This is a genomic window from Micromonospora sp. NBC_01655 (assembly GCF_026339755.1).
In the GTDB taxonomy this organism is placed as follows: domain Bacteria; phylum Actinomycetota; class Actinomycetes; order Mycobacteriales; family Micromonosporaceae; genus Micromonospora.
The window spans coordinates 877,501-903,915 of sequence record NZ_JAPEQF010000001.1 but is presented as its reverse complement, the minus strand read 5'-3'; the positions used below and the strand labels follow the sequence as shown (position 1 = coordinate 903,915).

20 protein-coding genes, 1 tRNA gene, 2 rRNA genes and 1 pseudogene (1 of these 24 only partly in view) are annotated in these 26,415 nt (G+C 70.4%); 11 read left to right on the top strand and 13 right to left on the bottom strand.

Annotated elements, in window-relative coordinates; all coding sequences use genetic code 11:
* Positions 1-371 precede the first annotated feature (371 nt).
* Both OOK41_RS04360 and OOK41_RS04355 read right to left on the bottom strand, forming a co-directional pair.
* Positions 372-788, bottom strand: coding sequence for a hypothetical protein (locus OOK41_RS04360; RefSeq protein WP_266263049.1), 417 nt, complete (start codon positions 786-788; stop codon positions 372-374).
* A gap of 918 nt (positions 789-1,706) precedes the next feature.
* Positions 1,707-1,973, bottom strand: a complete 267-nt coding sequence (locus OOK41_RS04355) for a hypothetical protein (protein WP_266263048.1) — start codon at positions 1,971-1,973, stop codon at positions 1,707-1,709.
* A gap of 302 nt (positions 1,974-2,275) precedes the next feature.
* On the opposite strand from OOK41_RS04355, the gene OOK41_RS04350 reads away from it, so the two are divergent.
* The 5 genes and pseudogenes from OOK41_RS04350 to OOK41_RS04330 all read left to right on the top strand — a co-directional run bounded on the left by OOK41_RS04350 (position 2,276) and on the right by OOK41_RS04330 (position 7,011).
* Positions 2,276-3,952, top strand: a complete 1,677-nt coding sequence (locus tag OOK41_RS04350; RefSeq protein ID WP_266263047.1) for an FG-GAP-like repeat-containing protein — start codon at positions 2,276-2,278, stop codon at positions 3,950-3,952.
* 272 nt (positions 3,953-4,224) lie between these two features.
* Positions 4,225-4,839 (top strand): hypothetical protein, encoded by a 615-nt coding sequence (locus tag OOK41_RS04345; protein WP_266263046.1) that lies wholly within the window; start codon positions 4,225-4,227, stop codon positions 4,837-4,839.
* On the top strand, positions 4,836-5,402 hold the full coding sequence (locus OOK41_RS04340; protein ID WP_266263045.1) for a hypothetical protein: 567 nt from the start codon (positions 4,836-4,838) through the stop codon (positions 5,400-5,402). The genes OOK41_RS04345 and OOK41_RS04340 overlap by 4 nt, the downstream gene beginning before the upstream one ends.
* Positions 5,403-5,483: 81 nt before the next feature.
* Positions 5,484-6,008, top strand: a pseudogene (locus OOK41_RS04335) (tyrosine-type recombinase/integrase); the annotation flags it as partial.
* A 154-nt stretch (positions 6,009-6,162) separates the two neighbouring features.
* Entirely contained in the window at positions 6,163-7,011 is an 849-nt protein-coding gene (locus tag OOK41_RS04330; protein ID WP_266263044.1) for a DUF4231 domain-containing protein, read from the top strand.
* A 114-nt stretch (positions 7,012-7,125) separates the two neighbouring features.
* Here OOK41_RS04330 and OOK41_RS04325 read toward each other — a convergent pair.
* A tRNA-Ser gene (locus tag OOK41_RS04325) sits at positions 7,126-7,212 on the bottom strand.
* Positions 7,213-7,287: 75 nt separating this feature from the next.
* Between OOK41_RS04325 and deoD the strand changes: the two genes are divergently transcribed.
* The gene (gene deoD, locus OOK41_RS04320; protein WP_266263043.1) at positions 7,288-7,995 is read left to right on the top strand and encodes a purine-nucleoside phosphorylase; all 708 of its coding nucleotides are present in this window, start codon (positions 7,288-7,290) and stop codon (positions 7,993-7,995) included.
* 125 nt (positions 7,996-8,120) lie between these two features.
* Here the strand turns inward: deoD and OOK41_RS04315 are convergent, their stop codons facing one another.
* The 4 genes from OOK41_RS04315 to OOK41_RS04300 form a co-directional block, all read right to left on the bottom strand.
* The gene (locus OOK41_RS04315) at positions 8,121-8,564 is read right to left on the bottom strand and encodes a nucleoside deaminase (RefSeq protein ID WP_207892944.1); all 444 of its coding nucleotides are present in this window, start codon (positions 8,562-8,564) and stop codon (positions 8,121-8,123) included.
* 211 nt (positions 8,565-8,775) lie between these two features.
* Positions 8,776-9,306 (bottom strand): tRNA adenosine deaminase-associated protein, encoded by a 531-nt coding sequence (locus OOK41_RS04310; protein WP_266263042.1) that lies wholly within the window; start codon positions 9,304-9,306, stop codon positions 8,776-8,778.
* A gap of 138 nt (positions 9,307-9,444) precedes the next feature.
* Positions 9,445-9,648: a hypothetical protein gene (locus OOK41_RS04305; RefSeq protein WP_128763706.1), complete on the bottom strand. Its 204-nt coding sequence runs from the start codon at positions 9,646-9,648 to the stop codon at positions 9,445-9,447.
* 153 nt (positions 9,649-9,801) lie between these two features.
* Positions 9,802-10,191, bottom strand: coding sequence for a hypothetical protein (locus tag OOK41_RS04300; protein ID WP_117673142.1), 390 nt, complete (start codon positions 10,189-10,191; stop codon positions 9,802-9,804).
* A 210-nt stretch (positions 10,192-10,401) separates the two neighbouring features.
* Here OOK41_RS04300 and OOK41_RS04295 point away from each other — a divergent pair, with 210 nt between their 5' ends.
* From OOK41_RS04295 to OOK41_RS04285, 3 genes are all read left to right on the top strand, one after another.
* Positions 10,402-11,172 (top strand): M23 family metallopeptidase, encoded by a 771-nt coding sequence (locus OOK41_RS04295; protein ID WP_266263041.1) that lies wholly within the window; start codon positions 10,402-10,404, stop codon positions 11,170-11,172.
* Positions 11,173-11,379: 207 nt separating this feature from the next.
* The gene (locus OOK41_RS04290; RefSeq protein ID WP_266263040.1) at positions 11,380-14,304 is read left to right on the top strand and encodes a glycosyl hydrolase; all 2,925 of its coding nucleotides are present in this window, start codon (positions 11,380-11,382) and stop codon (positions 14,302-14,304) included.
* A 71-nt stretch (positions 14,305-14,375) separates the two neighbouring features.
* Positions 14,376-15,440: a PHP domain-containing protein gene (locus OOK41_RS04285; RefSeq protein ID WP_266263039.1), complete on the top strand. Its 1,065-nt coding sequence runs from the start codon at positions 14,376-14,378 to the stop codon at positions 15,438-15,440.
* Here the strand turns inward: OOK41_RS04285 and OOK41_RS04280 are convergent, their stop codons facing one another.
* A complete protein-coding gene (locus OOK41_RS04280; RefSeq protein ID WP_266263038.1) occupies positions 15,441-16,484 on the bottom strand; it encodes a DMT family transporter in 1,044 nt (347 codons plus the stop codon). It abuts the gene before it with no gap.
* 268 nt (positions 16,485-16,752) lie between these two features.
* Between OOK41_RS04280 and OOK41_RS04275 the strand changes: the two genes are divergently transcribed.
* Positions 16,753-18,423 carry a DUF885 domain-containing protein gene (locus OOK41_RS04275; RefSeq protein ID WP_266263037.1) on the top strand — a complete coding sequence of 557 codons (1,671 nt, stop codon included), beginning with the start codon at positions 16,753-16,755 and terminating at the stop codon, positions 18,421-18,423.
* Positions 18,424-18,525: 102 nt separating this feature from the next.
* Here the strand turns inward: OOK41_RS04275 and OOK41_RS04270 are convergent, their stop codons facing one another.
* Positions 18,526-20,172, bottom strand: coding sequence for a DUF6114 domain-containing protein (locus OOK41_RS04270; protein ID WP_266263036.1), 1,647 nt, complete (start codon positions 20,170-20,172; stop codon positions 18,526-18,528).
* Between the two features lie 52 nt (positions 20,173-20,224).
* Entirely contained in the window at positions 20,225-20,767 is a 543-nt protein-coding gene (locus OOK41_RS04265) for a DUF6230 family protein (RefSeq protein ID WP_117673145.1), read from the bottom strand.
* 597 nt (positions 20,768-21,364) lie between these two features.
* Between OOK41_RS04265 and OOK41_RS04260 the strand changes: the two genes are divergently transcribed.
* A complete protein-coding gene (locus OOK41_RS04260) occupies positions 21,365-23,176 on the top strand; it encodes a VanW family protein (protein ID WP_266263035.1) in 1,812 nt (603 codons plus the stop codon).
* A 91-nt stretch (positions 23,177-23,267) separates the two neighbouring features.
* Here the strand turns inward: OOK41_RS04260 and OOK41_RS04255 are convergent, their stop codons facing one another.
* The 3 genes from OOK41_RS04255 to OOK41_RS04245 all read right to left on the bottom strand — a co-directional run.
* Entirely contained in the window at positions 23,268-23,894 is a 627-nt protein-coding gene (locus OOK41_RS04255) for an NADPH-dependent F420 reductase (RefSeq protein ID WP_117673147.1), read from the bottom strand.
* 254 nt (positions 23,895-24,148) lie between these two features.
* Positions 24,149-24,265, bottom strand: a 5S ribosomal RNA gene (gene rrf, locus OOK41_RS04250).
* Positions 24,266-24,350: 85 nt separating this feature from the next.
* Positions 24,351-26,415 (bottom strand): 23S ribosomal RNA (locus OOK41_RS04245); it runs 1,042 nt beyond the window's last position.

Below are 26,415 nucleotides of genomic sequence, written 5' to 3'. Positions count from 1 at the left end.
CTACTGCCATTAAAGCCTCATATGCGGCGCGCGACTTTCCGGCCGTTGAATCCCCCACGAGGAGGACCATTCCACCTTCTCTTGCAGCCTGTTGAACCCGAGCACGCAGCTCGCCATCCACGTCCCTCTCAATATAGGGAGGGACGGCGTTTCCGTGCGCCACCGTGGCTCGGTGAATACCGAGGTGAATGGGATCCCACTCTCGAACGAGGGCGGTTATCGCCGCATCCGGCAGCAACGGCAGCAGGGCGTCCATTGACCCAATGAACGCATTTTCGAAGTTAAACTGTTGCCCATGTCTCAGCTGATAGACATGGCCATGGTCTTCAGCGTGACCGAATACCAGTTCACCGGCTGCCATATCTAGTCCCCTAGAGGTTGAACTGGTTTCCTTGCCCGACCTGATAGACCCGTCCGCTATCTCGCGCTACGGCGTCGAGCCTTACGTCACGAGCGGCCGCATCGGCGGATCCAGCCCTGTCGCCGAATTCGGACACGAGTTTACGGGCCTGCTCGCGCGTTTGAGGGCTCGTAAGCAACTGCATCTGAAGCTGAGAGGCGAACTGCTGCGTCAGGCGCTCTCGAAGCGCGTCGTTGTGTGGTTGCGTAGTGAGTAGCGCCTCTCGGGCCTCTTCGAGTTCGTGGACCACTGCCGCTTCGACTGCCGCATCCTGCTTCGCGAATATTCTGGCGAACGAGGCGCGGACCTGGCTCCACGCTTCGCTCGCCATGGCGTTGATCACCGTGGTTGCTCCGGCGGTGGCGAGTGCGACAAGCTCCGGCTCCATAGACACAGCGTAGTTGTGCCTGGCACGAACGCAAACGGCAACCGATCGCCAGTCCATGGCCGGAGGACGTCATGCTTTGGACGGTCGACCGATGTTGTGCCCTGGGTTCATGAGCCCGGGTTGCTCGCTGAGGTTCCAAAGCTTGTGAGGGTTTGCGCCCTCCACCAGCGTGTTCTGGGAGGCGATCATGGGAGAGGCAGAGTCACCCCCCGAGTCATGCCACCGGATGCCAACACGCTGACCTGCATGGATAGCCGGACTTGAGGGTGCGAGAGGTAGCCAGACGTAAGTCGGGGCGAAAAGGTCGTCGGTCCAGTCCGGCCACCTCGAACAGAGGTAACAGCAGGTCAAGGCCCCTCCCACAGAGGGTCTTGGTTCATTTTTGGAGCCTGGAGCCTGGGAGGACATCAGTCGTCTCAGTTGTCGTCTCGTTCGGCCAGGTTCAAGGTGATCCGGCCATGGTCCGCTCCATGCCAGCGCTGCTGCCCGGTACGGCTACAGCACTCGGCGGACGCAGGACGACAGACTTGGAAAGCGTGTTGGGTTTACACCCTCACGAGTTCGAATCTCGTATCCTCCGCTCACCTGAGCAGCACGAACGCTGGGCCGATCCCCTCACCGGATCGGCCCAGCGTTGTCTGTGTCGGGAAGCCCTCGATCCTGGCCCGGGTTGCTCGACCTGGGCACGCACCGTCCGTCACCGCGTCCAGGCCGGCCTGCCGGTCGGGCAGCTCGCTGCCGTCGCGGGCCTCGCGGTACGGATGATCACCTCAGGATCGCCGCGGTAGCCGCCGTCGGACAATCAGGTCGAGGTTGAGTGCATTCTTCTGGTAGACGACGTCGTGCCCGTGCTCGCCGGCGAGAATGGGTACGGGGATGGCCGCAGGCGACTGCGGCCATCCCCCGTCAGCTACGGGTTCAGCAGGTGGTGTTGCGGGCCGGGACCCAGCCGTCCAGTGACGGATCCTCGGCGCCGTGGCCGTAGACCCAGGAGTCGGCGTCGATGGCCCAGACCTGACCGTGCCAGCGGAATCCGCGCCCGGCCGTCAGGGTACGCAGCACGAAGCCGCTCTGAGGCGCGGCGCGGAGCCAGGTGTTCTCCCTGAGGTTGCAGACAATGCCCCACGCGTCGCTGGCCGAGGCTGGCGTGGCTACCACGCCCGTACCGGCAATGATGACAGTCATGGCCGTCAGTGCATGCAGAAGTCGGCGTTTCACTCGTGTCCTTCCGTGTGAGCAGTGACGATTTCTATCACGATCCAGTACGCGATGTCGCTGGCCGACTGACGGACGCGCGTACCTCGCCGAGGGCAGCGTCCGGCAGGCCCGCAAACGGGTGGACGCATCCGCAACGGCCTGGGGTGACGGTCCGGCCGTTCGGCCGACGGTGCCGCCCGGCCGTCGCGCGAGGTGACCGTTCATCTGATTACGGTCATCGATCCGACCTTCTAGGGTGTCGGGGCGTCCACAGCGAGCGGGGGGTTCTGGTGCGTCGGAGAGTTGCGAGCGTCTCGGTTCTGGCCGTGTTGGCCGGGCTGACAGTCGGTGCTCCCGCAGAGGCGGCGGACGAATTCCGGACCGTCACCCGGGAGGGCGTCGTCCTCCAACACCACCGGGTGGCGAAGATGGGCGGCCCGGTGAAGAAGATCGGCATCCGGGTGAAGGCGACCGGTCTCACCCGTTCCGACTTCGACGGCGACGGCGTCGACGACGTCGCGGCCACCGGCGACCCCTTCGAAACCAACCTCCCCCACTACCCGACCGGCGTGGTGACCGTGCGCTACTCGTCCGCGCCGCAGGTCGACTATCTCCTGGGTGTCCTGTCGTCGGACGGCGGCTGCGGCTGCTTCGGTATCGCGCTCGTGGCGGGCGACTTCAACGGCGACGGCTACGACGACCTGGCTGTCGGCGACTCGGACGAGGTGGATCCGGGCACCAAGGTCCACGCCGGCGGAGTCTGGGTCATCCCGGGCAGCCGGACGGGCCTGGTCGTTGACGCGGCGACCCACTTCAACCAGAGCTCGCCGGGTGTCCCGGGAGACCCGGCGAACTACGACCGGTTCGGGTCGGCGCTCGCGGCCGGCGACATCAACGGGGACGGCCGCGACGACCTCGCGATCGGCGCGTCCGGCAAGTCGATCGGAGGCGCGGCGGAGGCCGGCACGGTCACCGTCCTGCTCGGCGGATCGGGGGGCCTCACGGCCACCGGCGCCCGGCAGCTCCACCAGGACCAGGCCGCGGTGCCGGGCTCGGCCGAGCGCAACGACCACTTCGGCTTCACGCTCGCGATCGGCAAGGTCAACAGCGACCGGTACGCCGACCTGGTCAACGGTGCCCCGCACGAGAACGACGGCGTCTCCTGGGACGGCACCGGCATGGTCACCCTGATGTGGGGTTCGGCGGCCGGGGTCTCGCTCACCGGGGCCACATCGGTGACCGGAGCGGCGGTGTACGGGGCGACGGGCCGCAGCGACACCATCGCGTGGTACCTGGGTGAGGCTCTCGCGATCGGCGACGTGGACGGCGACGGGCTGGGCGAGGTGGTCGCCGGTGCGCCCGGCGCCCAGACCCCGCACCTCAACGGTGGCCTCGTCGCGGTCTTCACGGGCCGCTCCGCCGGCCTGTCCGGCAGCGCCGTACGGATCATCACGCAGCGCACCGTCGGCGTACCGGGTGAGCCCGAGGACGATGACCGCTTCGGTGCGACCCTCGCAACCGGCGACGTCGACGGCGACGGCAGGGCGGACGTGCTGGTCGGCACGCCCGGCGAGGCCGTCGGCTCGACGGCCGAGGCCGGCGTCGTCACCCTGCTCAAGGGCTCCGCCGGCGGGCTGACCGGGAGCGGTGCCCAGCAGTTCGACCAGAACCACGCGGCCGTCCCTGACTCGTCCGAGCGCGGGGACAAGTTCGGTGCCTCCGTCGCCCTGCTGAGCCTCGACGGCGTCGGCGGGCTGGACGCGGTCGTGGCGTCGTACGGGGAAGAGGTGGCCGGCGACCACCCCGGATACCCGTCCGGGTCGATCAGCTCGTTCCGCGGCTCCACCGGCGGGCTCGTCCCGCAGTCGACCTCGTGGAGCGGTTTGTCCGTACGCACCGAACGCGTCTGGCCCATGCGGTACGGCCTGCGCATCGCCGGGCCGCAGAGCGGCGGCGCGGTGTACTGAGCAGGGCGGGCCGGGTCGACACCGGCACGAGTTCAACTCTCGTAGTCTCCGCTCGGAAGAGCGGCACGAAGGGTCGGCCCCGGCGGGGCCGGCCCTTCGTCGTCTCCCGGCGCGGGAGTGATCGGGGGCGGCGGTCGGGCAAGAGCACCGTTGTGGCCTGATGCGCGACGTGCACACCACGCAGCGCCCCGGTACCTTCCGGGCAGCACCGGCGCTCCGCTCCCGGTCGTACACATGTTCCATCCACAGCCTGTGGATGCCGGAGGGGTCCGATGAGTTACCAGCTCAGCGCGGTGGTCGCCGACGTCGAACTGCTCCGCGAGCAGACCGCCGACCTGGACCACGCCGTGCTCGCCGCGCTGCGCCAGGATTTCGCCCTGCTGCCGGTCACCCCGCAGCTCGTCGAGGAGCTGACCGGATCGCTGCCGGACTTCGTCGGGGCCGAGCCCGGCCCCGACCGACCGTTCGAGCTGGTGCTCTCGCCGGCCCTGGCCGCGCTGTTCGCCGGGTGGTCGGGGCTCGGGCCGGTGGCGTACCTGGAGGCGGAGTTCTCCGGCGGCGTCGGCCGCCAGGCGGCGGTGGTCTGGCTGGCCGGCGCGGTGAGCTGGGGGCCGCACTTCGACGACGTGCTGGACTCCCCGCGCGAGCAGTGGCCGCTGAACGCGGCGCTGGTCCGCCTCGGCGCGGAGCCGGGCCGGTGGATCGACCCGTTCGCCGAGCTGGGCCTGCACCTGGAGCGGAACACCGACGGCTGGCTGACCCACGGCCGGCGCGGGCTCACCGCCGACTACTGGGACGAGCTGGCCGAGGAATGGGAAATCAGGGAATCCGTCGCTCGGCAGCAACCTGAACGCCCCGGCCCCGTTGGGGACTGGGGGATTCCATGAAATTGCGGCAATTCGTTTTCATTGCGACACTACTGGCGGCTGCCTCGATCGCCGGCAGCGGCGTGCGTCCACAGGGGCCGGTCGACGCCGGCAGCGGCCTTCGCCCGCCCGACCCGCCCGGTGCCGGCCGCCCGGCCCGCCCCGCGGAGGTCGTCGACCTGCGTGGGCTGCGCAACGTCGAGTTCGGCGACACCGAGGCGGACCTGACCCGGCGCGGCATACTCCGCGCCGAGGTCGACGCGTGCGGGCCGACGCTCGCCGGCCACGAGGAGGCCAGCCCGATCTTCGTCGACGACCGGCTGGTGCTGCTCTGGCTCGACGATCCGATCCGCACCCCGGAGGGCGTCACCGTCGGCACCCCGGTCGACCAGGTCGGGGCCCGCTACGCGCGGGTCAGCCGGCTGGACGCCCCACACGGGACGTACCGGTTCGACGGCCTGTTGGCCCGCCGCGGCGACCGCGCGTACCTCTTCCTGCACGACGGCCGCACGGTCCGAAAGATCATCGCGGGGTACGCCGACTGGGCCCGCCGCCTCTTCGCCGAGGGCTACGGCCCCTGTTGACGAAGCGTGGCGGCGGACAGAAAGCCGATTGCCGGAGATCGACCACCGTGGAACTATCTCCTTGCCGTGCATGGGGCACGGGAGCACGGGTGCGGCTCACCGTGCGGCCGGAAGCACGGCGGGCACTGCCCCGACCGCCGCCAGGTCCGCGCCGACACCGCCGAAACCAAGTCGCGGGCCGGGCGCCGCAGCATCGGACTCCCCGACGAACTGGTGGCGCTGCTGCACAAGCACCGCGACGAGCAGGACCAGGAGCGCGCGGCCGCCGCCCAACTCTGGGAGGGTGGCGACTGGCCGTTCGCCACGCCGACCGGCGGCCCGGTCAACCCACGCACCGACTACGACGAATGGAAGCGCCTGCTCCGGCTCGCCGGGCTACGGGATGGTCGGTTGCACGACACCCGGCACACCGCCGCCACGGTGCTGCTGATTCTCGGCGTCGCCGAACGGGCCGTGATGGTCATCATGGGGTGGTCCAACTCGGCGATGGCGACCCGCTATCAGCACATGACCACCAAAGTACGGCGAGACATCGCCCGGCAGGTCGGCGGCCTTCTTAAGAGCGGCACCACAGACGCCCTGCGGGTTGCACGGCGCCCAGACTGAGCCTGCTGGTGACGTGCCGGTACGACGCATCCGGTGTACATCGCACCGGATGCGTCGTACGCCGCGAATCACGCAGGATCCTCTAAGGCAAGTGTCGATATCACGACAAGCGTTCATCTTTCCAACTCTCCGCACTCGCCATAGCGTGACGGTCATGCAGCCCGGGGAATCGAGTGAGCAAAAATGGGCCGATGTAGTCAATAACGAGTCCAAAGACTGGCATCCGGACTACATACGCAGCTTGATCATAGACGCGGAGGAGAAGCTGCATCTTCAAGAGATCTGGCGCAAGGCAGGTCTAGCCTGGATTTTTCTTGGAAACCTGGCGCTCATTGCACTCGCCGCAATCGCAACGCTGAAGATACTCGTACAGATCTCCCGGTTCGCTGTTCCAATCTACGTTGCAGCCGGCATGTCTCTTCTTGCATCGCCAGCGCTTGCCTACTGGCAGTACAAACGGACTCGCTCTACGCGCATCATCATCAAGAAGCTCCACGTTGTCCGTCGAAGGACGCAGGCAGAGGCAGACACAGGGAGTGACGGCGAGCATGACTCCGCCCTACCTGCGCAGAAGCGATATAGGGATGATGTCCCTGACCTGATTTCTCAGTTCAGGGAGGACGCGGGCCGCACCCGGGAGGTGCACAACCGTTTCCAAAGCATCATCATTGTCGGCTCGGTAATCACCTCTGCCATCGCCACGGCGTCAGTCTCGTTCGTTCAAGCGAGGTGGCTAACCGTAGGAGCTAGCGCGGCGGTAGGTCTCGCCGCAGGCTTCACGGGCTACTTCAAATACCACGAGCGCAGTTTCAACTCCCAGCAGACGGCTGACGCCATCGAGAGAGAATACGAAGCTGTTGAGCTTCGCGTGGGGAAGTACGCCAAGCTGAGCGAGGCAGAAGCATACGCCCTCTTCGCAGACACAGTCGAGCGCCTGCGCGACGAGCAGAACAAGCGGCAGCAGCAGCTCGACCAGCCAGTCGAGGTGACACGAGAGGAGTGAGCCAGCACCAGTCGGCGATGACGGCTGCGCTACGCCGCGCGGGGGCAACCGAGACCACAAGCGGAACGCCCGGCCGGTCCTGACGGACGGGCCGGGCGTTCTCGCTGTTGCGAGCGGTGGCGGCGGGATTTGAACCCGCGGAGGGCGTAAACCCTCACACGCTTTCGAGGCGTGCTCCTTAGGCCACTCGGACACGCCACCGCCGAGAAGGGTACAGGACGCCGGGTCCGGATGCCGAACCGGTATCGCCCCGGCCGGCCTGGCAGGATTCCTGCCATGAGTACGCACATCGGCGCGAAGCCGGGAGAGATCGCCGAGCGGGTCCTGATGCCGGGCGACCCGCTACGGGCCAAGTGGATCGCGGAGACCTACCTCGAGGGCGCAACGTGCTACTCGACGGTCCGGGGCATGCTGGGCTTCACCGGCCGCTGGAACGGCGTCGAGGTCTCCGTCCAGGGTTCCGGCATGGGCATGCCGTCGGCCTCGATCTACGGCCACGAACTGGTCAACGAGTACGGCGTGAAGTCCCTGATCCGGGTCGGCTCCTGCGGGGCGCTCGCCGAGGACCTCCAACTGCGGGACGTGGTGGCGGCGATCGGATCCTCCACCGACTCGAACATGAACCGGATGCGCTTCGACGGGCTGATCGACTACGCCCCGGTCGCCGACTTCGGGCTGCTGCGTACCTCGGTGGAGGTGGCCGAGCGGCGCGGCGTCACCATGCGGGTGGGCCCGGTCCTGGCGGCGGACGCCTTCTACACCGACCGCCCCGACCTGTACGACACGCTCGCCGACTACGGCGTGCTGGCCGTGGAGATGGAGTCCGCGGCGCTCTACACGATCGCCGCCCGGTTCAAGGCCCGGGCGCTGACCCTCCTCACGGTCAGCGACCACATCAAGACCGGCGAGAAGACCACCTCGGAGGAGCGCGAGCAGACCTTCTCCCAGATGGTCGAGATCGGCCTGGACACCATCATCGCCTGACCACTCCGCCCCTGCGGGATCGCGCTCGATCCAGGAAACGGTGGCGTCCGGCTGCCCGGACGCCACCAGATCCGGGATCGAGCGCGATCCTGCCCCCGGCGCGCCCCGCCACGGCGGATCTCGCCTCAGCGGAAGAAGGCCCGCAGGACGGCGGAGTTCTCCGCCTCCAGCACCCCCCCGTAGACCTCGGGGCGGTGGTTGAGGCGACGGTCGCGCAGCACGTCCCAGAGCGAGCCGGCCGCCCCGGTCTTGGGCTCCCACGCCCCGAAGACCACGGTCGGGATCCGGGCCAGCACGATCGCCCCGGCGCACATCGTGCAGGGTTCGAGGGTCACCACCAGGGTGCAGTCGTCGAGCCGCCAGCGGCCCAGGCGCTCGGCGGCCCGGCGCAGCGCCAGCACCTCCGCGTGCGCGGTCGGGTCCCCGGTCAGCTCCCGCTCGTTGCGCCCGACGGCCAGCTCGACCCCGCCCGGACCGTAGACCACGGCACCCACCGGCACGTCGTCCGCCGTCGGGCCGGGGCCGGCCGGTTCCGGGCCGGTGACGGCGACCTGGAGCGCCCGGCGCATCCACAGCTCGTGCCGCTGCCGGCGGCCGGTCCCGTCCAGTTCCGCCAGTCCCTCGGCCGCGCCCGGCCCGACCCGCCCGACCGCGCCGGGGGTCGGCTGGCCCGGTCGCACGGGCCCCAGCGCCGGGTCGGTCGCATCGGCCGGCTCGGCGGCACCCGCCGCCGCCGACCCACCACCGGTCAGCCCGGCCCCGCCGGTGGAGGGTGCCGGGTCAGACGCCACGCAACTCCTCGACCTCTTCGGCGCAGCCGAGGATCTGGCACACCTCGGTGGTGACGTCGGCCGGCAGCATCCCCTCGTGCGTGCAGAGGGCCAGCAGCCGCTGCGTGGAGATGCCCAGGTCCGCCAGGAGGTCCGCGTCGCCGACCGGGTCGGCCTCCGGGTCGACGGCCGGCTGCTCGTTGTCGTCGTCGCTCCCGGCCGCGCTCGACCGGGGCTCGTCGGTCTCGTCGAAGCCGGTGACCGACGCCTTGAGGTCCCCGACCAGCAGGGCACCGAGCCGGGACTCCTCGGCGTACGCGGAGTCGGAGCCGAAGACCCGCAGGTCCTCCCCCTCGTCGAGGCGCAGGATGACCAGGTAGGCGTCGTCGGCCTCGACGAAGAGCAGCGACAGGTCGGCGTCCGGCTCGACGTCGCGCAGCCGGTCGGCGACCTCGTCGACGTCGGTGGCGCCGCGCAGGTTCACCTCGGCGGCTGCCCAGCCGCCCTCGTCGCGCACCACCGCGGCAGCGAAGTACGACACGGTCCCCCCAATAGCCTCGGCACAACTCGCCGACTCGTTACGCGTGCACGTTAACCGGTCGGGTCGGCAGGCGACCGGTCAACGCCCCGAAGGGCCGGTCAATCCGGTTGGAAAGTGCGGCGGCCAGCCGGTGCCGGCTCAACCCGCGACGCGACGCCGGGTGGCGATCAGCTGCCGCAACCGCTCGGTGCGTGCCCGCTGCGGCCGGTCCTGCTTGCGTACCGCTCGGGCCCCCGCCAGCTCGGCGAGGATCTGTAGGCGGCGGCGGCTCCGCTCGGGGTCGAGGCGGGAGGTGGTCCAGGCCATACCGCCGAGGGTGCGCCGTCGGAGCGGGTACGTCAAGACGGGATTCTGTGCGCAGCCGGGCCGCGACCGACGGTGCTCGGCCGACCCGGGCGGGCCCCGCGCCGGGCACCTGCCGTCGGCGTGGTGGGCGGTGCCGAGCCGCACGGCGGCAACTCCGGTCACCGGCCTCGCGCCGCGCCGGCTGCGGTCTCACCACAGGGGCCAGTCGCCGACGGTCGCCCAGCGCACAGCGACCACCGCGGCGGCGACGCTCCAGCCGCCGGCGGTGACGATGGCGACCCCGGTGGCCACCCCCCGGTCCCCGAACCGGACGAGCGCCAGGGCGGCCAGCCAGGCCAGCCCGCCGGCGAGGACGGTCCACCAGGCGTACCCGGGGACGTCGTGGCCGAGCAGGCCGAAGAGCACCAACCAGGCGGCGGCGAGCGCGCCGCCGGAGGCGACGCCCGCCCCGGTGACGGGGTGCGGTTCCCGCCAGGTCGGCCGCGACGGCGGCCCGGAGGGGAAGAGCCCCGAGGGGGTACGCGAACCGGGACGCCCCGGTTCCGGATCGGCGGGGAGGGTGGGCTGCCAGGTCGTCACCGTCACTCCTTCCGAGCCGGCGCTCCCGCACCGGGCGGTCCTGCCTACCCGGGCGGTCCTGCCTACCCGGGCGGTCCTGCCTACCCGGGCGGTCCTGCCTACCCGGGCGGTCCTGCCTACCCGGGCGGTCCGGCCAGCCGGGCGGGACTGGTGCCGGCGGCGCCCCGGACCGTACTGCCCCAACCGTAACCGTTCTGTCAGGATGGCCGGATGTCCTCGCGCTTCCCGCGCCGGCGCCGCGCGCGTACGGCGTACCCGGTCCTGCTGCTGCTCGCGCCGGTGCTGGCCGCCGGCTGCTCGGCGCCGCCGCCGTCCGCCGCGCCGAGCAGCAGCGGGTGGGTCGGGCCGACCGGCCCGGCCACCGCCGACCGGCCGGCCACGCCGACGGCACCGCCGGCGCCGACGCCGGCCCGGCCGTCGGCCTCGACCGCGCCGACCCGGGCCGGCCTGCGGCACGTCTTCCCGGTACGCGCCGGCAACGTCGACTACCACCCGACCCACTCGGCGTACCCGGGAACGGACATCTTCGCCGACTGCGGCGAGCCGGTGGTGGCGGTGACCGACGGGACGATTCTTGAGGTGAGCCGGGTGGACCGGTTCGACCGGCGGGGGCCGCGGGGGCCGAACAACGGGGGCCTGTCGGTGTCGCTGCTGGGCGACGACGGGGTGCGCTACTACGGCTCGCACCTGAGCGCGATCGCCACCGGGGTCGACGCGGGTACCCGGGTGCGGGCCGGCCAGCAGCTCGGCAGGGTGGGCCAGACGGGCAACGCGAACAACGTCTGCCACCTGCACTTCGGCATCTCGCCGCCCTGCACCGCCCGGGGCGACTGGTGGATCCGGCGGGGGGTGGTCTGGCCGGCCCGCTACCTCGACTCGTGGCGGCGGGACGGCAACCGCGAGCCGGCCGTCGAGGTGGGCGCGTGGCGGCGCGAGCACGGCTGCCCGAAGGCCCCGGCGGCCGGCGGCGGGGGCGGCTGACCGCGCCGGGTGGTCAGCCGCCGGGAGCGGGCCCACCGCTCGGCCAATCGCGACATCACGGCTTAACCGGTCGGACACATTGACGCATGTCTCGGGAAGCGGTTAACGTCGCCTCCTGAGAGAGCGCTCTCACAGGTAACGAACCTCCCGATTCCGACCAAGCGCCGCCGCCGGCCGGTCCGGCAGCCCCGCGCGATGGAGGCACCCGTGACACCTCCCGCACCACACCGCCACCGCCTCTGGGCCCTCGCCTCGACCACCGTCCTCGCCCTCGTCGCCGGCGGCCTCGCCGTCGCCGCCAACACCGCCCCCGCCGAGGCCGCCCCGGTCGGCGCGGGCAGCTACACCACCACCCCGGTCGGCCCGTTGCCCTCCGGGTGCGGGCAGCTCTCCACCAACCCCCGGCAGTTCGTCACCGCCGACGCCCCCGCCGGTGCCGTGCCCACCAACGACTGGTGGTCGTCGCTGCTGTTCAAGCGCACCGACTGCGCCTACAGCGAGCCGCTGCACGCCCACCCGCTCTCCTACGACACGTTCACCGACGGGCTGGGCTTCTCCGCCAACTCCACCCCGGCGATCAGCGGCACCGCCACCGGCGTCGGCGAGTTCCACTACCCGTACGTGCAGGACATCCGCGTCGGGGTGGCCGGGCTGGCCGCGCCGACCGTGAAGGTGGCCGACTGGACCGACTGGACCGTCACCCCGTACTGGAGCGACGGGGCCCGGACGATGCGGGCCACCATCGGTCACGGGCTGCCGTTCGCGTACTTCCAGACCACCGGCGGCGACGCGGTGGTCAGCGCCAACAGCACCCCGACCGTCTGGTCGAACAGCGGCGCCACGATCGGCTTCACCGTCGCCGGCCACGACTACGTCGGGTACGCCCCGACCGGGGCGAGCTGGACGGTCAGCGGCGGCCGGATCTCCTCCACGCTGGCCGGCAGGGGCTACTTCTCCCTCGCCCTGCTGCCCACCACCGCGAGCAGCACCGCGCAGGAGCGCGCCGACCTGGCCGCCTCCTACGGCCGGTACGCGCACGCCCACGTCACCGGCACCCGGGTCTCGTACGCCTACGACCAGGCCAGCAGCCGGATGACCACCACGTACGCGTTCACCACCACGGCCCGGGAGGGCACCGCCACCCAGACCGTGGTCAGCCTCTACCCGCACCAGTGGAAGGCGCTGACCGGTTCCACCCCGATCGCCCAGAGCTACCCGTCGGCCCGCGGCCGGATGAAGGTGCTCACCGGCGTCAGCCAGTTCCGCACCGCGATGACCTTCCAGGGGGTGCTGCCCGAACTGCCGGCCGTCGGCGACGGCTCCGGCGCCGACCTGACCACGCTGCGCGACCAGCTCGCCGCCGTCCGGGGCAACCCGATGGACCAGCGCGGCGGGGACACGTACTGGACCGGCAAGGGCCTCGGCCGGGCCGCCCGGATCGCCGAGGTGGCCGACCTGGTCGGCGACACCGCCACCCGGGACAGCGCGCTGAACGCCGTCCGGGCCACCCTCACCGACTGGTTCACCGCCTCGCCCGGCAAGGCCGCGAAGGTCTTCTACTACGACCAGAACTGGGGCACGCTGATCGGCTACCCGGCGTCGTACGGGTCCGACCAGGAGCTCAACGACCACCACTTCCACTACGGCTACTTCATCGCCGCGGCGGCCACGCTGGCCAAGTTCGACCCGCAGTGGGCCACCGACGCCCGCTACGGCGGCATGGTGGACCTGCTCATCCGGGACGCCGACAACTACGACCGCAACGACACCCGGTTCCCGTACCTGCGGGACTTCGACATCTACGCCGGCCACGACTGGGCCTCCGGTCACGGCTCGTTCGGCGCCGGCAACAACCAGGAGTCCTCGTCGGAGGGGATGAACTTCGCCAACGCCCTGATCCAGTGGGGCCAGGCCACCGGCGACACCGCCGTCCGCGACGCCGGCATCTTCCTCTACACCACCCAGGCGGCGGCGATCCAGGAGTACTGGTTCGACCACTCCGACCAGAACTTCCCGCCCGGCTTCGGGCACTCCACGGTCGGCATGGTGTGGGGCGACGGCGGGGCGTACTCGACCTGGTTCAGCGCCGAGCCGGAGATGATCCAGGGCATCAACCTGCTGCCGGTCACCGGCGGCCACCTCTACCTCGGCTACGACCCGGCGTACGTCCGGACCAACTGGGCGGAGCTGGTCCGCAACAACGGCGGGCAGCCGACGGTGTGGCAGGACGTCCTCTGGCAGTTCCAGGCGCTCGGCGACGCCAACGCGGCGCTGTCGAGCCTGCGGGCGAACCCCGGCTACACGCCGGAGGAGGGGGAGAGCCGGGCGCACACCTTCCACTGGATCCGCAACCTCGCCGCGCTCGGCACCGTCGACACCACGGTCAGCGCGAACCACCCGCTGAGCGCCGTGTTCACCCGCGACGGGGCGAGGACGTACGTGGCGTCGAACATCACCGCCGGGCCGATCACCGTCCGGTTCTCCGACGGCACCACGCTCACCGTGGCGGCCGGGAAGACGGCCACCACCGGGGCGTACACCTGGAGCGGCGGCAACGCGAGCGGCGGCGTCGGCCCGGGCCCGACGGGGACGCCCACCCCGACCCCCACCAGCCCGTCGCCAACCCCGACCAGCCCGAGCCCGACCCCCACCACCCCGCCGCCGTCCGGCTCGCCCACCCGGTACCTGCTCAGCGGGGGCGGCCTCGGGGCGGCCGGCGGCGCGGCCAGCACGACGGTGGCGGCGGCCAACGGCAACCACGACGGCACCCCGACCAACGCGCGGGTGTTCACCGCGACCGGCCTCAACCTCGGGTACGCCGGTGGGCAGACCGCGTTCGACCTGTTCCTCGACGCCGGCACCGCGGTCGGCAACGGGGTGCAGGTGCGGGTCTCCTACGACCTGACGGGCAACGGAAGCTGGGACCGGGTGGAGACGTACCGCTACTTCGCCACCGACCCGGTCACCGGGTACGAGCACTACACCCAGGCCGCCGGACTGGCCGCCAGCAGCGGAACGCTCGGCAACCTGACCGGCGGCACCGTCCGGGTGGAGGTCTGGTCGGCGATCGGCAACAACCCCACCACCCTCGGCCTCGGCAACCAGTCGGTCGTCAGGCTGCCGTACTCCTGATCCGACGCACCACCACCCCCGCGCCGCCGGTCGCCCCCCGACCGGCGGCGCGGGCGCGTAGGTTGCAGGGCATGACCGCCCGGGACCCCGTCGCCGACCTTCGCCGGATCGCCTTCCTGCTGGAGCGGGCCAACGAGGCGACGTACCGGGTCCGGGCGTTCCGGTCGGCGGCGAAGGCCCTGGCCGCACTGCCGGCGCAGGAGGTCACCGAGCGGGCCCGCGCCGGCAGCCTCACCGACCTGGCCGGGGTCGGCGACGTCACCGCGCGCTGCGTCGCCGAGTCGCTGACCGGCGAGGAACCGGTCTACCTGCGCCGGCTGGTCGCCACCGAGGGCACGGACCTGGACGCCGCGGCCACCGCGCTGCGTACGGCGCTGCGCGGCGACTGCCACACCCACTCCGACTGGTCCGACGGCGGTTCGCCGATCGAGGAGATGGCGCTCGCGGCGGTCGAGCTGGGCCACGAGTACGTCGTGCTGACCGACCACTCTCCCCGGCTGAAGGTGGCCCGGGGGCTGACCGCGGACCGGCTGCGCAAGCAGCTCGACCACGTGGCGGCGGTCAACGCGGCGCTGCCCGAGGGGTTCCGCATCCTCACCGGGATCGAGGTGGACATCCTCACCGACGGCTCGCTGGACCAGGACGAGGAGCTGCTGGCCCGCCTCGACGTCGTGGTCGGCTCGGTGCACAGCGCGCTGGGCGACGAGCGGGGCAGGATGACCCGGCGGATGCTGGCCGCGATCGCCAACCCGCACCTGGACATCCTGGGCCACTGCACCGGCCGGATGGTCTCCTCCCGCCCGGCCGGGGTGAAGGGGCCGGGCGACCGGGCGCACCGGCCGCGTACCCGGCCCGAGAGCGACTTCGACGCGGACGCCGTCTTCGCCGCCTGCGCCGAGCACGACGTCGCCGTCGAGATCAACTCCCGCCCCGAGCGGCAGGACCCGCCGAAGCGGCTGATCCGCCGGGCCCTGGAGGCCGGCTGCCGGTTCGCCATCAACACCGACGCCCACGCCCCGGGGCAGCTCGACTGGCAGCGGTTCGGCTGCGAGCGGGCGGCGTTGTGCGGCGTCCCCGCCGACCGGGTGGTCAACACCTGGCCGGCGGACCGCCTGGTGGAGTGGGCCCGGCGCTGATCAGCGGGCGGCGGGCCCGGTCGCCGGCAGGCGATGGACGCTCCCGTCGACCGCCGACGCGGCCGGCCCCTCGATCGGGGTGCTCCCCTCCTCGGCCACCGCCGGGCCGGGAGCTACCGCCGCCGGCCTGCGCCGGCCGAGCAGTCCTTGCGTCACCGCGACGCCGACCAACACGACCAGCGCGCCGACCGGCTGGTGCCAGTTCAGCCGCTCGTCGAGCGCCAGCGCCCCGATCAGCACCGCGAAGACCGGGACCAGGTAGGTCACCGTGGCGGCGGTGCTCGCCCCGGCGACCCGGATGTTGCGCAGGTTGATCACGAAGGCCAGCCCGGTGCCGAGCACGCCCAGCGCGAGCACGCTGGCGAGCACCCCGACCGAGAGGCCGGTGGGCGCCGGCGGCGCCCCGGCCACCAGTGGCCCCACCACGGCGAGCTGGGCGGTCGCCAGCACGAGCTGGGCCGCCGACAACGACACCCCGGAGTGGGAACTGCCCGCGATGAACCGCTTCTGGTACGGGATGGCGACGCCGTAGCAGGCCGCCGCGCCGAGGCACATGAGCTGGCCGGTGAAGTGGGCCCCGCCGACGCCCTCCCAGACGCCGAGCACCACGAGCACCCCGACGAAGCCCAGCCCCAGCCCGACCGCGCTGCGCGACGTCAGCCGCTCGGTGCGGAACACCAGCACCGCCATCGGCAGCACGATCAGCGGCGTGGTGGCGTTCCAGATCCCGGCGAGCATCGACTCGACCCGCTGCTCGCCGTACCCGAAGAGGGTGAACGGCACGGCCACGCCGAGGGCCGCGGCCACGAAGAGATGGGCCCACACCCGGGGCTCCCGGGGCAGCCGGTCGCGCAGCAGCGGGAGCACGGCGAGCAGGGTCAGCGCCCCGGCGGCGACCCGGTAGAGGGTGAGGTGCAGCGGATGCAGTTCCCCGATGCCGACCTTGATGAACAGAAAGCTGGAGCCCCAGATCGCGGCCAGCGCGAGGAAGCCCGGCAGCCAGCTACGCAGCGCCGACCTGTCAGGGGTGATGTCCGCTCTCACCCCTGACACTCTGCCGGAGCCGTACGATGAAGTCCCGCGCTTTTCGGCCATCGTGTCGCCCACCACAGCAACCGCATATCCACAGGCGGCGGTCGAGCTGTTCACCCTCGGCGAGTTCGACGGCTACGACACCGCCGCCGGGGCGGTCGGCGGGCACGGCTGCGGGTCGGCGCGCCGTTCCCGAGCGACTTCGACCCGGCCGAGCTGCTGCCCTGAACACGGCAAACGGGTCGACAACGAGGCGGCATGGTCGCGTAGGGTCGCAGCCGTGGGACGAATCGATGACCTCGCCGACCGGTACGTCGCCGACTGGGCGCCACTGAGCCCGATCGGCGCGACCTACGTCGGCATCGCCGGACACGACGACAAGCTGGACGACCTGTCGCCCGAGGGCTACACGGCCCGGGCCGAGCTGACCCGGCGCACCCTCGCCGACCTCGACGTCACCGAGCCCGAGTCGGAGTCGGAACGGACTGCCAAGGAGGCCATGCAGGAGCGCCTCGGCCTGGACCTCGCCCGGTACGAGGCGGGCGAGACGACCAGCGAGGTCAACGTCATCGCCAGCGGCCTGCACGACCTCCGCATGGTGTTCGACCTGATGCCGACCGGGGGCGCCGACGCGCAGGCCGACATCGCCGCCCGGCTCAACCGGTTCGCCGGCGCCCTGGAGGGCTACAAGACGACGCTGCGCGAGGCGGCGGCCGGCGGCCGGGTCAGTTCGAGGACGCAGCTCGTCGAGGTCGCCAAGCAGTGCGACGTCTGGACGGATCCGGACGGCGACAACTTCTTCCACGGCCTGGTCGAACGGCTCGGCGCGGACGGCACGCTCGACGCCGAGCTGCGCCGGGGCGCCGCGGCGGCCACCGCGGCAACCGCCGAGTTCGGCCAGTTCCTCCGCGACGAGCTGGCCCCGGTCGGGCGGGACAAGCAGGCCGCCGGGCGGGAGCGGTACGAGCTGGCCTCGCAGTACTTCCTCGGCGCGAAGGTCGACCTCGACGAGACGTACGCCTGGGGGTTCGCCGAGCTGGCCCGGCTGGAGGCCGAGATGCGGACGGTGTCCGCGCGGATCGCCGGATCCGGCGCGAGCATCGACGAGGCGGTCGCCGCGCTGGACGCCGACCCGGCCCGCACGATCCAGGGCAAGGAGGCGTTCCGGGACTGGATGCAGGCCCTGGCCGACAAGGCGATCGGCGAGCTGCACGGCACCCACTTCGACATCCCGGAGCAGGTCCGCCGCATCGAGTGCTGCCTCGCCCCGACCAGCGACGGGGCGATCTACTACACCGGCCCGAGCGAGGACTTCTCCCGTCCCGGGCGGATGTGGTGGGCGGTGCCGCAGGGCGTGACCGACTTCTCCACCTGGCGCGAGGTGACCACCGTCTACCACGAGGGCGTCCCCGGCCACCATCTTCAGGTCGCGCAGACCGCCGTGCGGGCCGACCTGCTCAACCGTTGGCAGCGGCTGCTCTGCTGGGTCTCCGGGCACGGCGAGGGCTGGGCGCTCTACTCGGAGCGGCTGATGGACGAGCTGGGCTACCTGGAGGACCCGGGCGACAAGCTCGGCATGCTCGACGGGCAGGCGTTCCGGGCCGCCCGGGTGATCGTCGACATCGGCATGCACCTGGAGCTGGAGATCCCGAAGGACAACCCGTTCGGCTTCCACCCCGGCGAGCGGTGGACCCCGGAGCTGGGCTGGGAGTTCATGCGGGCGCACTGCCGGGTGCCGGACGAGAACCTGCGCTTCGAGCTGAACCGCTACCTCGGCTGGCCGGGACAGGCCCCCTCGTACAAGGTGGGCGAGCGGATCTGGCTCCAGGCCCGGGAGGACGCGAAGGCGCGCAAGGGTGCCGACTTCGACCTCCGGGAGTTCCACCGGCAGGCGCTGGACCTCGGGGCACTGGGGCTCGACCCGCTGCGCCGGGCGCTGGCCCGGATCTGAGGCGACGGCGACGGCCGGGAGCCCGGGGCGGACCCCCGGGCTCCCGGCCGTCGCATGTTCACCGGCCGTACCGGCCGCTGCTTCTCGGCCGGCACGGCCGCGTCAGGCCAGGCTCAGCTTGAGTTCCGGCTCCCCGGTCAGGACGTCGCTGTCGACGTACGCCAGGTCGATGACCGGGTCGGTGAAGGTGATCGGAATCGGCGAGGTGACCGGGATGCCGTCCGGGAACGGCAGGTCAGGGGTGAGGGTGATCTTGATGCCGAGCAGCCGCCCGACGAACCGGGTGGCGTAGAAGACCACGTCGCCCTGGACGGTCAGCCGGTCGGTGACGTACCGCATGGTCTTCCCGCCCGGGCCGTCGGCCTGGAGCAGGAAGTCGTCGGTGACGGACTTGGCCATGCTGAACTTCAGCGTCCTGAGCTTGCCCGCGCCGGTGTCCAGCTCGACGATCCCCTCGAACCGCAGCCCGGTCATGGTGACCTTGGAGCCGGTGAGCTTCGACGGTTCCGCCGCGACCCGGGGCTGACCGGGTTCGGCGGCGATCCGGGGCAGCGGCTTACCGGCCTCGACCTCGCCCGGCTCGGTGGGCCCGGGGGTGGCGCAACCGGGGCCGTCCGGACCCGGCTTGCCGGTGCCGGCCGAGGCGTCCGGGGTCGGCCTGGCCGACGAGGTCGGCCCGCGGGTCGGGGTGACGGTCGCTGTGGGACTGGCCCCCGCCGGCGCCCCGGGGCCCCCCGTCGCCCCGTCCGTCCCGCCGGTCGCCGGCCCGTCGTCGCCGCCGGTGAGCAGGTCGCCGATGCCGTCGATGATGTCGGTGATCGGGTTGCCGCCCGGCGTCTTCCCCGGGCCAGGGCTCGGGGTGGGGCTGGAACTGGGGCTCTCGCCGGCCGGGCGGGACGCCGACGGCCTCGGCGCGGCCGGGCTCGTGCTCGAATGCGACGGGGTGAGGCAGGGGACGGCCGGGGCGGCCCGCACGGGGCTCTGGTCGCGCAGTGCAAGGACCCCTGCGGCCGAGACACTGAGCAGCACCAGGGTGACCGCGAGCAGCTTCGGGTCCCGGTACGGGCCGCCCTGCGGCCGGCCGTCCGGCCCGACCGTCGGCAGCACCCGGGTGCTGTCGTGGTCCTGGTCGGCGGGCAACGGCTCGCGCAGCGGGTTGCGGGGCCGGGGCAGGGTGTCGGTGAGCGGACCGGTGACGTCCTCGCCGGGCTCCGACCGGGGCATCAGCTCGTCGACGAGCGCCGGCTCGTCGTCGCGCTCGCCCGCGTCGTCGGGCCGGGCGACCGGCTCCGGCTCGGCCGGGGCGGGGGCCGGCTCGGTGGCCGGCCGGCGGGACGGCACCCAGGCGAAGCCGAGGGCGCTGCCGACCATGCCGAGCAGCAGGCCGATGAAGAAGCCGCCGAGGTTGACCCCGATGAGCGAGAAGACGGCGGTGACGGCACCGACGATCGCGTAGAACATCCGCTGCTGGGGGGTGAACCACATCAGCATCCCGCAGGCCACCAGGATGACCGGGATCAGCCAGGACAGGAAGCCGGTCGGCCCCATCTGGAAGGTGAGGCCGCTGAGGCTCATCTGGGTGGTGGAGAAGATCTCCACCCCGGCCAGCGCGGTGAACAGCCCACCCCAGAAGGGCCGGCTCCGTCGCCAGCGGCGGAAGCCGCGCCACGCCTGACTGAGCCTGCCCGGCTGGGCGTGCTGCGGGTTGGCCGTCGTCACGTACTCCTCCTGGCGGTGCTCACTGGTCACGAGGCAGGGCCGAGGCCCGTGGAGGACGCCCTCCACGGGCCTCGGGGGTGGCTCAGAAGCACTCCTTGGCACCGGCGCCCATATTGATCTTGAGCTTCAGCCCGTTCAGGGTGAAGATCGCGGCGCTGGTGGAGCGGGCCACCTGCTCGAGACCCGTGATCGTGACGTGGTCGGCGCTCTGCCCGAAGGACTTGGCGGTGGCGTTGGCGTTCAGGTCGGTGGCGTCCCGGCCGATCTTGATGTTCTTGAACTCCGCGTCGCCGCCGAGGGATTCCATGTCGATCAGCAGGCCCTCGGCGGTGGCCGGCTTGCCGCCGCCACCGGCGTTGATGGTGAGCACGATCGGCAGGTCGGGCACCTTCACCGACTGGCAGAGGTCGTAGAGCTTGGCGCTGGTGATCTCGGAGACGGCCACCGGGTGGGCCGTGCCGTCCTTCTCCTTGACGAACCCGCCGTACTGCTTGAAGCCGTCGCCCTCCAGCTTCGAGGCCCCGACCTTGAAGGTCTGGCCGGAGACGGCGAACGACGCCGCGATCGCGCCGTTGGCCATGCCGAACACGATGGCGCCGGCAACGGCGGTCGCCGGCACCATCATCGCGGCGAACCGCCGCCAACGGGTACCGCCCTGCGACAGACGGTCTTCCGATTCCTTCACGGGTCCTCCTAGGACGGGGATCACCGAGCCCGGGGCGGCTCGGGACAGGAAAGCTGCGGTGTGGTGTTGCCGCGGGCCGCCGTGCTCGGCGGACGGCGCGGGCTGCGGATTGGATGCTCTCGCGGAAGCGACCTGGCTCACAAGACCCGCGCTACTGACCGGTAACCATCCAGCGCCACCAAGATCGCGACTGGTCACCAACGGTCAGCGCCCGCCAGGTCCGACCGCCGGACAAAACGGGCAGAGCACACAAGCCATCGATCGATGTCTCACGTGGGGTAGTTGTGATACCCGTCGGTAACTTTTTGGTAACGGGGCCCTGAAAAGACGCTGAGGATGATCCATCGATCCCCCGTACGGCCGACCGGGTCACGCCCGGGCCCCGATCGGTCCGCGCGGCGCACACCCGGTGCGTCGGGCGTCGACACCCTGCGCGGACGTGGCCGGGGCGCAGACTGCCGGACCGCCCGGGCGTTGGCTACCGTAGGTGTCCTCCGGGTGGGGACACCCAAGTGGTACGTACCGATCGAGGTTGCTGTGACTGTGTACGGCGAAACACTGCCGCCCGCCGACGACCGGCCGACCGTCAAGGTGACCGCGGTGAGCTGGCCGCACGACGAGCCGGAGCCCACTGCGGCAACCGCCCCCGGCGGCGGCCCGGGCCCCCGGTCCCGGCGGCTGCGGATCCTGCTCGCCGCAGGCGTCACCACGGCGGTCCTGGGCACCGTGGCCGGCGTCGGCGCGTACGCCTACGCCGGCGACGTCCCGCGCGGCACGAGCGTCCTCGGCACCGAACTCGGCGGGCGCAGCCGCACCGACGCGGTCCGGGACCTGCGCACGGAGCTGGACCGGGCCGGCACGCTGAGCACCCCGCTGCGGATGACCATCGGCGAGCGAACCGTCGAGCTGAAGCCCGCCGACGTGGGCCTCACGGTGGACGTCGCGGCCACCGTCGACGCCGCCGCCCGGGCGCAGGCCCACCCGGTGAGCCGCCTCGTCGGGTCCCGCACCGTCGCGCCGGTGGTGACCGTCGACGCCGCCCGGCTCGACGCCGCCCTGCGCAAGGCCGCCGGCGACCAGACCCGCGAGTGGACCGTTCCGGCGATCATCTTCACCGGCACGACCCCGAAGCCGGTCCGTCCGAAGCCCGGCCTCGCGCTCGACCCGCAGCGCTCGGCCCAGGCCGTCCGGGACGGCTGGCTCTCCGGCCAGCCGGTGGCCGTCCCGCTGGTGGAGACCCTGCCGGCGACGACCGACGACGAGGTCAGCCGGCTCGTCACCGAGCTGGCCCGCCCCGCCGTCGCCGCCCCGGTGACGCTTCGCACGCCCAAGGGCACGGTCACCATCCCGCCCACCGCCATCGCCCGGAGCCTGCGCTTCACCGCCGACGACCGCGGGAAGCTCACCCCCCGAATCGACGTGAAGCGGCTGCGCTCCGCCCTCGGCGACAAGCTGGCCGCCATCGAGGTGGAACCCCGCGACGCCCGGATGACCGTGACCGGCGGCCGGCCGACGCCGGTCGACGGTCGGCCCGGCCAGCAGCTCGACCCGACCGCGCTCGGCCACGACCTGCTCGCCGTGCTGCCCCGCGCCGACGACCGAACGGTCACCGGCCAGCTCAAGGAGACCCAGCCGGAGGTGACCACGGCGAAGTTGGCCGGCCTCGGCATCAAGGAGCGGGTGTCCCGCTTCACCACCCGGTTCACCGGCGGACTCTCCTCGCCCCGAAGTCAGAACATCGTGCAGGTGGCGAAGGAGGTCGACGGCACGGTCGTGCTGCCCGGCGAGACGTTCTCGCTCAACGGCCACACCGGCGAGCGCGGCTACGACCAGGGCTACCAGGACGCCCCGGTGATCCTCGACGGCAAGCTCGTCCCCGGCGTGGGCGGCGGCGTCTCCCAGTTCACCACCACGCTGTTCAACGCCACCTACTACGCCGGGCTGGAGGACGTCGAGCACAAGCCGCACTCATACTGGTTCAGCCGGTACCCGGCGGTCATCGAGTCGACGATCTTCTGGCCGACCCTCGACTTCAAGTTCCGCAACAACACCCCGTACGGCGTCCTCATCGACACCTCGTACACCGCCGGCTCGGTGACCGTGTCGATCTGGAGCACGAAGATCTACGACAGCGTCAAGACCGAGTACGGGCCCCGCCGGGACATCACCAGCCCGAAGACCATCCACCTGGAAGCCGGCCCGTCGTGCATCTCCAGCAACGGCATCGACGGCTTCACCCAGGACGCCTTCCGGATCATCAAGAAGGACGGCAAGGTGCTCAAGCGGGAGAAGTTCACCTGGCGGTACCTGGCCGAGCCCCGCTACGTCTGCGGTCCCGCCGGCGGCTGAGCGCCCGTCGGGCCCGAGCACGGAACTGCCCCGCCGGCAACGCCGGTGGGGCAGTTCCATCGGGTACGCGGAACACCGCCCCGGCGGTCGCTCAGGGCCGCGCCCCGGCCAACCCCTGGCGTACGCCGTCCGCGTCGCGGTCCGTGCCGTAGACGGGGGTGTCCGGCTGCTGCCGCCAGCTCTCGTCGAGGGTGCCGGCGTCCACCGGGTCGAAGCCGAGGGCGTCGACCAGCTCCATCACGATCCGCTTGGCCTCGGCGTCGTCGCCGGCCACCGGGAGGGCGATCCGATCGGCCGAGCCGGCCGGTCGCCCGTTCTCCAGCAGGTGCTGTGCCAGGATGTTGTTGAACGTCTTGACCACCCGGGCGCCCTTGAGGTGCTCGGCGGTCCAGCGGCTGGAGCTGAGGCTGCGGTCCAGCAGTTCGGCGATGTCCCCGTCCCGCTGGGAGTAGTAGTTGTCGGCGTCGACGACGACCTTGCCCTCGAAGAGTTCCGCCGGAAGCGCCGGCACCGCCAGCAGCGGGATCGCGAGCACCACCAGCTCGGCCTGGTCGACAGCCTGTTCCACGGTGCCCGCGGTCGCGCCGGTCTCCTGGGTCAGCTCGGTGAGGGATGCCGGCCCGCGCGAATTGGCCACGGTCACGTCGTGACCGAGGGCCCGCAGCCGCCGGGTGAGGGTGCCACCGATGTGCCCCGATCCGATGATTCCGATCTTCATGACCACTCCTGCCTCCGCCTGTCGGCGGTCAGATCCGGTCGAACTGTGGGCAGGTACCCCGACCCGCGCGTCCCAAGAGTGCTGGAGGCATACGCCACGTACGGTTTTTCCGGCCACGATCGTGGGGAACCCCGCGGCGGCGGGTCCCACAGCGACGCTACCGAGCCCCGTGGCACCGGTGGGAGGCGTTTCGCGGAAATGGTCCGGAAACGCGTCAGGGCCACCCCCGAAGGGGTGGCCCTGACCGAAAGAATGTCCGGCGGTGTCCTACTCTCCCACACCCTCCCGAGTGCAGTACCATCGGCGCTGGAGGGCTTAGCTTCCGGGTTCGGAATGTAACCGGGCGTTTCCCCTCCGCCATGACCGCCGTAACTCTATCGACATATCAAACAACACCAAAACAACTGGTCTGTTGTTCATTTGCCGAGAGTTGCACAGTGGACGCGTAGCAGCTTAGTAATCAAGTCCTCGGCCTATTAGTACCGGTCAACTCAACCCGTTACCGAGCTTACATCTCCGGCCTATCAACCCAGTCGTCTAGCTGGGGGCCTTACCCCCTCAAAGAGGGGTGGGATACCTCATCTTGAAGCAGGCTTCCCGCTTAGATGCTTTCAGCGGTTATCCCTTCCGAACGTAGCCAACCAGCCGTGCCCCTGGCGGGACAACTGGCACACCAGAGGTTCGTCCGTCCCGGTCCTCTCGTACTAGGGACAGCCCTTCTCAAGTATCCTACGCGCACGGCGGATAGGGACCGAACTGTCTCACGACGTTCTAAACCCAGCTCGCGTACCGCTTTAATGGGCGAACAGCCCAACCCTTGGGACCTGCTACAGCCCCAGGATGCGACGAGCCGACATCGAGGTGCCAAACCATCCCGTCGATATGGACTCTTGGGGAAGATCAGCCTGTTATCCCCGGGGTACCTTTTATCCGTTGAGCGACACCGCTTCCACTCGCAAGTGCCGGATCACTAGTCCCGACTTTCGTCCCTGCTCGACCTGTCAGTCTCACAGTCAAGCTCCCTTGTGTACTTGCACTCAACACCTGATTGCCAACCAGGCTGAGGGAACCTTTGGGCGCCTCCGTTACCCTTTAGGAGGCAACCGCCCCAGTTAAACTACCCACCAGACACTGTCCCTGAACCGGATAACGGCCCGAAGTTAGATACCCAAATCAACCAGAGTGGTATTTCAAGATTGCCTCCACCCATACTGGCGTATGGACTTCACCGGCTCCCACCTATCCTACACAAGCTAATTCGGATACCAATGTCAAGCTATAGTAAAGGTCCCGGGGTCTTTCCGTCCTGCCGCGCGTAACGAGCATCTTTACTCGTAATGCAATTTCGCCGGGCCTGTGGTTGAGACAGTGGGGAAGTCGTTACGCCATTCGTGCAGGTCGGAACTTACCCGACAAGGAATTTCGCTACCTTAGGATGGTTATAGTTACCACCGCCGTTTACTGGCGCTTAAGTTCTCCGCTTCGCCCCGAAGAGCTAACAGGTCCCCTTAACGTTCCAGCACCGGGCAGGCGTCAGTCCATATACATCGAATTACTTCTTCGCATGGACCTGTGTTTTTAGTAAACAGTCGCTTCCCCCTGCTCTCTGCGGCCATACAACGCTCCACCCGCAAGGGGCTTCACGTCTCCGGCCCCCCTTCTCCCTAAGTTACGGGGGCAATTTGCCGAGTTCCTTAACCACAGTTCGCCCGATCGCCTCGGTATTCTCTACCTGACCACCTGTGTCGGTTTGGGGTACGGGCCGCTAAGAACTCGCTAGAGGCTTTTCTCGGCAGCATAGGATCACTGACTTCACCTGAATCGGCTCGGCATCACGTCTCAGCCACATGTGTTGCGGATTTGCCTACAACACGGCCTACACGCTTACCCCGGCACAACCACCGGCCGGGATCAGCTACCTTCCTGCGTCACCCCATCGCTTGACTACTACCCGCCAGGTTCCCACGCTCCCCCAGATCAGTCCGAAGACCTCACCAAGATCGGATGGTTAGCACAACGAAGTTCATCAGGGACGCTCTTTCGCGGGTACGGGAATATCAACCCGTTGTCCATCGACTACGCCTCTCGGCCTCGCCTTAGGTCCCGACTCACCCAGGGCGGATTAGCCTGGCCCTGGAACCCTTGGTCATCCGGCGGAAGGGTTTCTCACCCTTCTTTCGCTACTCATGCCTGCATTCTCACTCGTGCCGCGTCCACAACTGGGTCACCCCGCTGCTTCACCCCCGGCACGACGCTCCCCTACCCATCCACACACCTGCACGCACCATCAAGGGCACGCGAGATTAAAATGTGAATGCCACAGCTTCGGCGGTGTGCTTGAGCCCCGCTACATTGTCGGCGCGGAACCACTTGACCAGTGAGCTATTACGCACTCTTTAAAGGGTGGCTGCTTCTAAGCCAACCTCCTGGTTGTCTATGCGACCCCACATCCTTTTCCACTTAGCACACGCTTAGGGGCCTTAGCTGGTGATCTGGGCTGTTTCCCTCTCGACTACGAAGC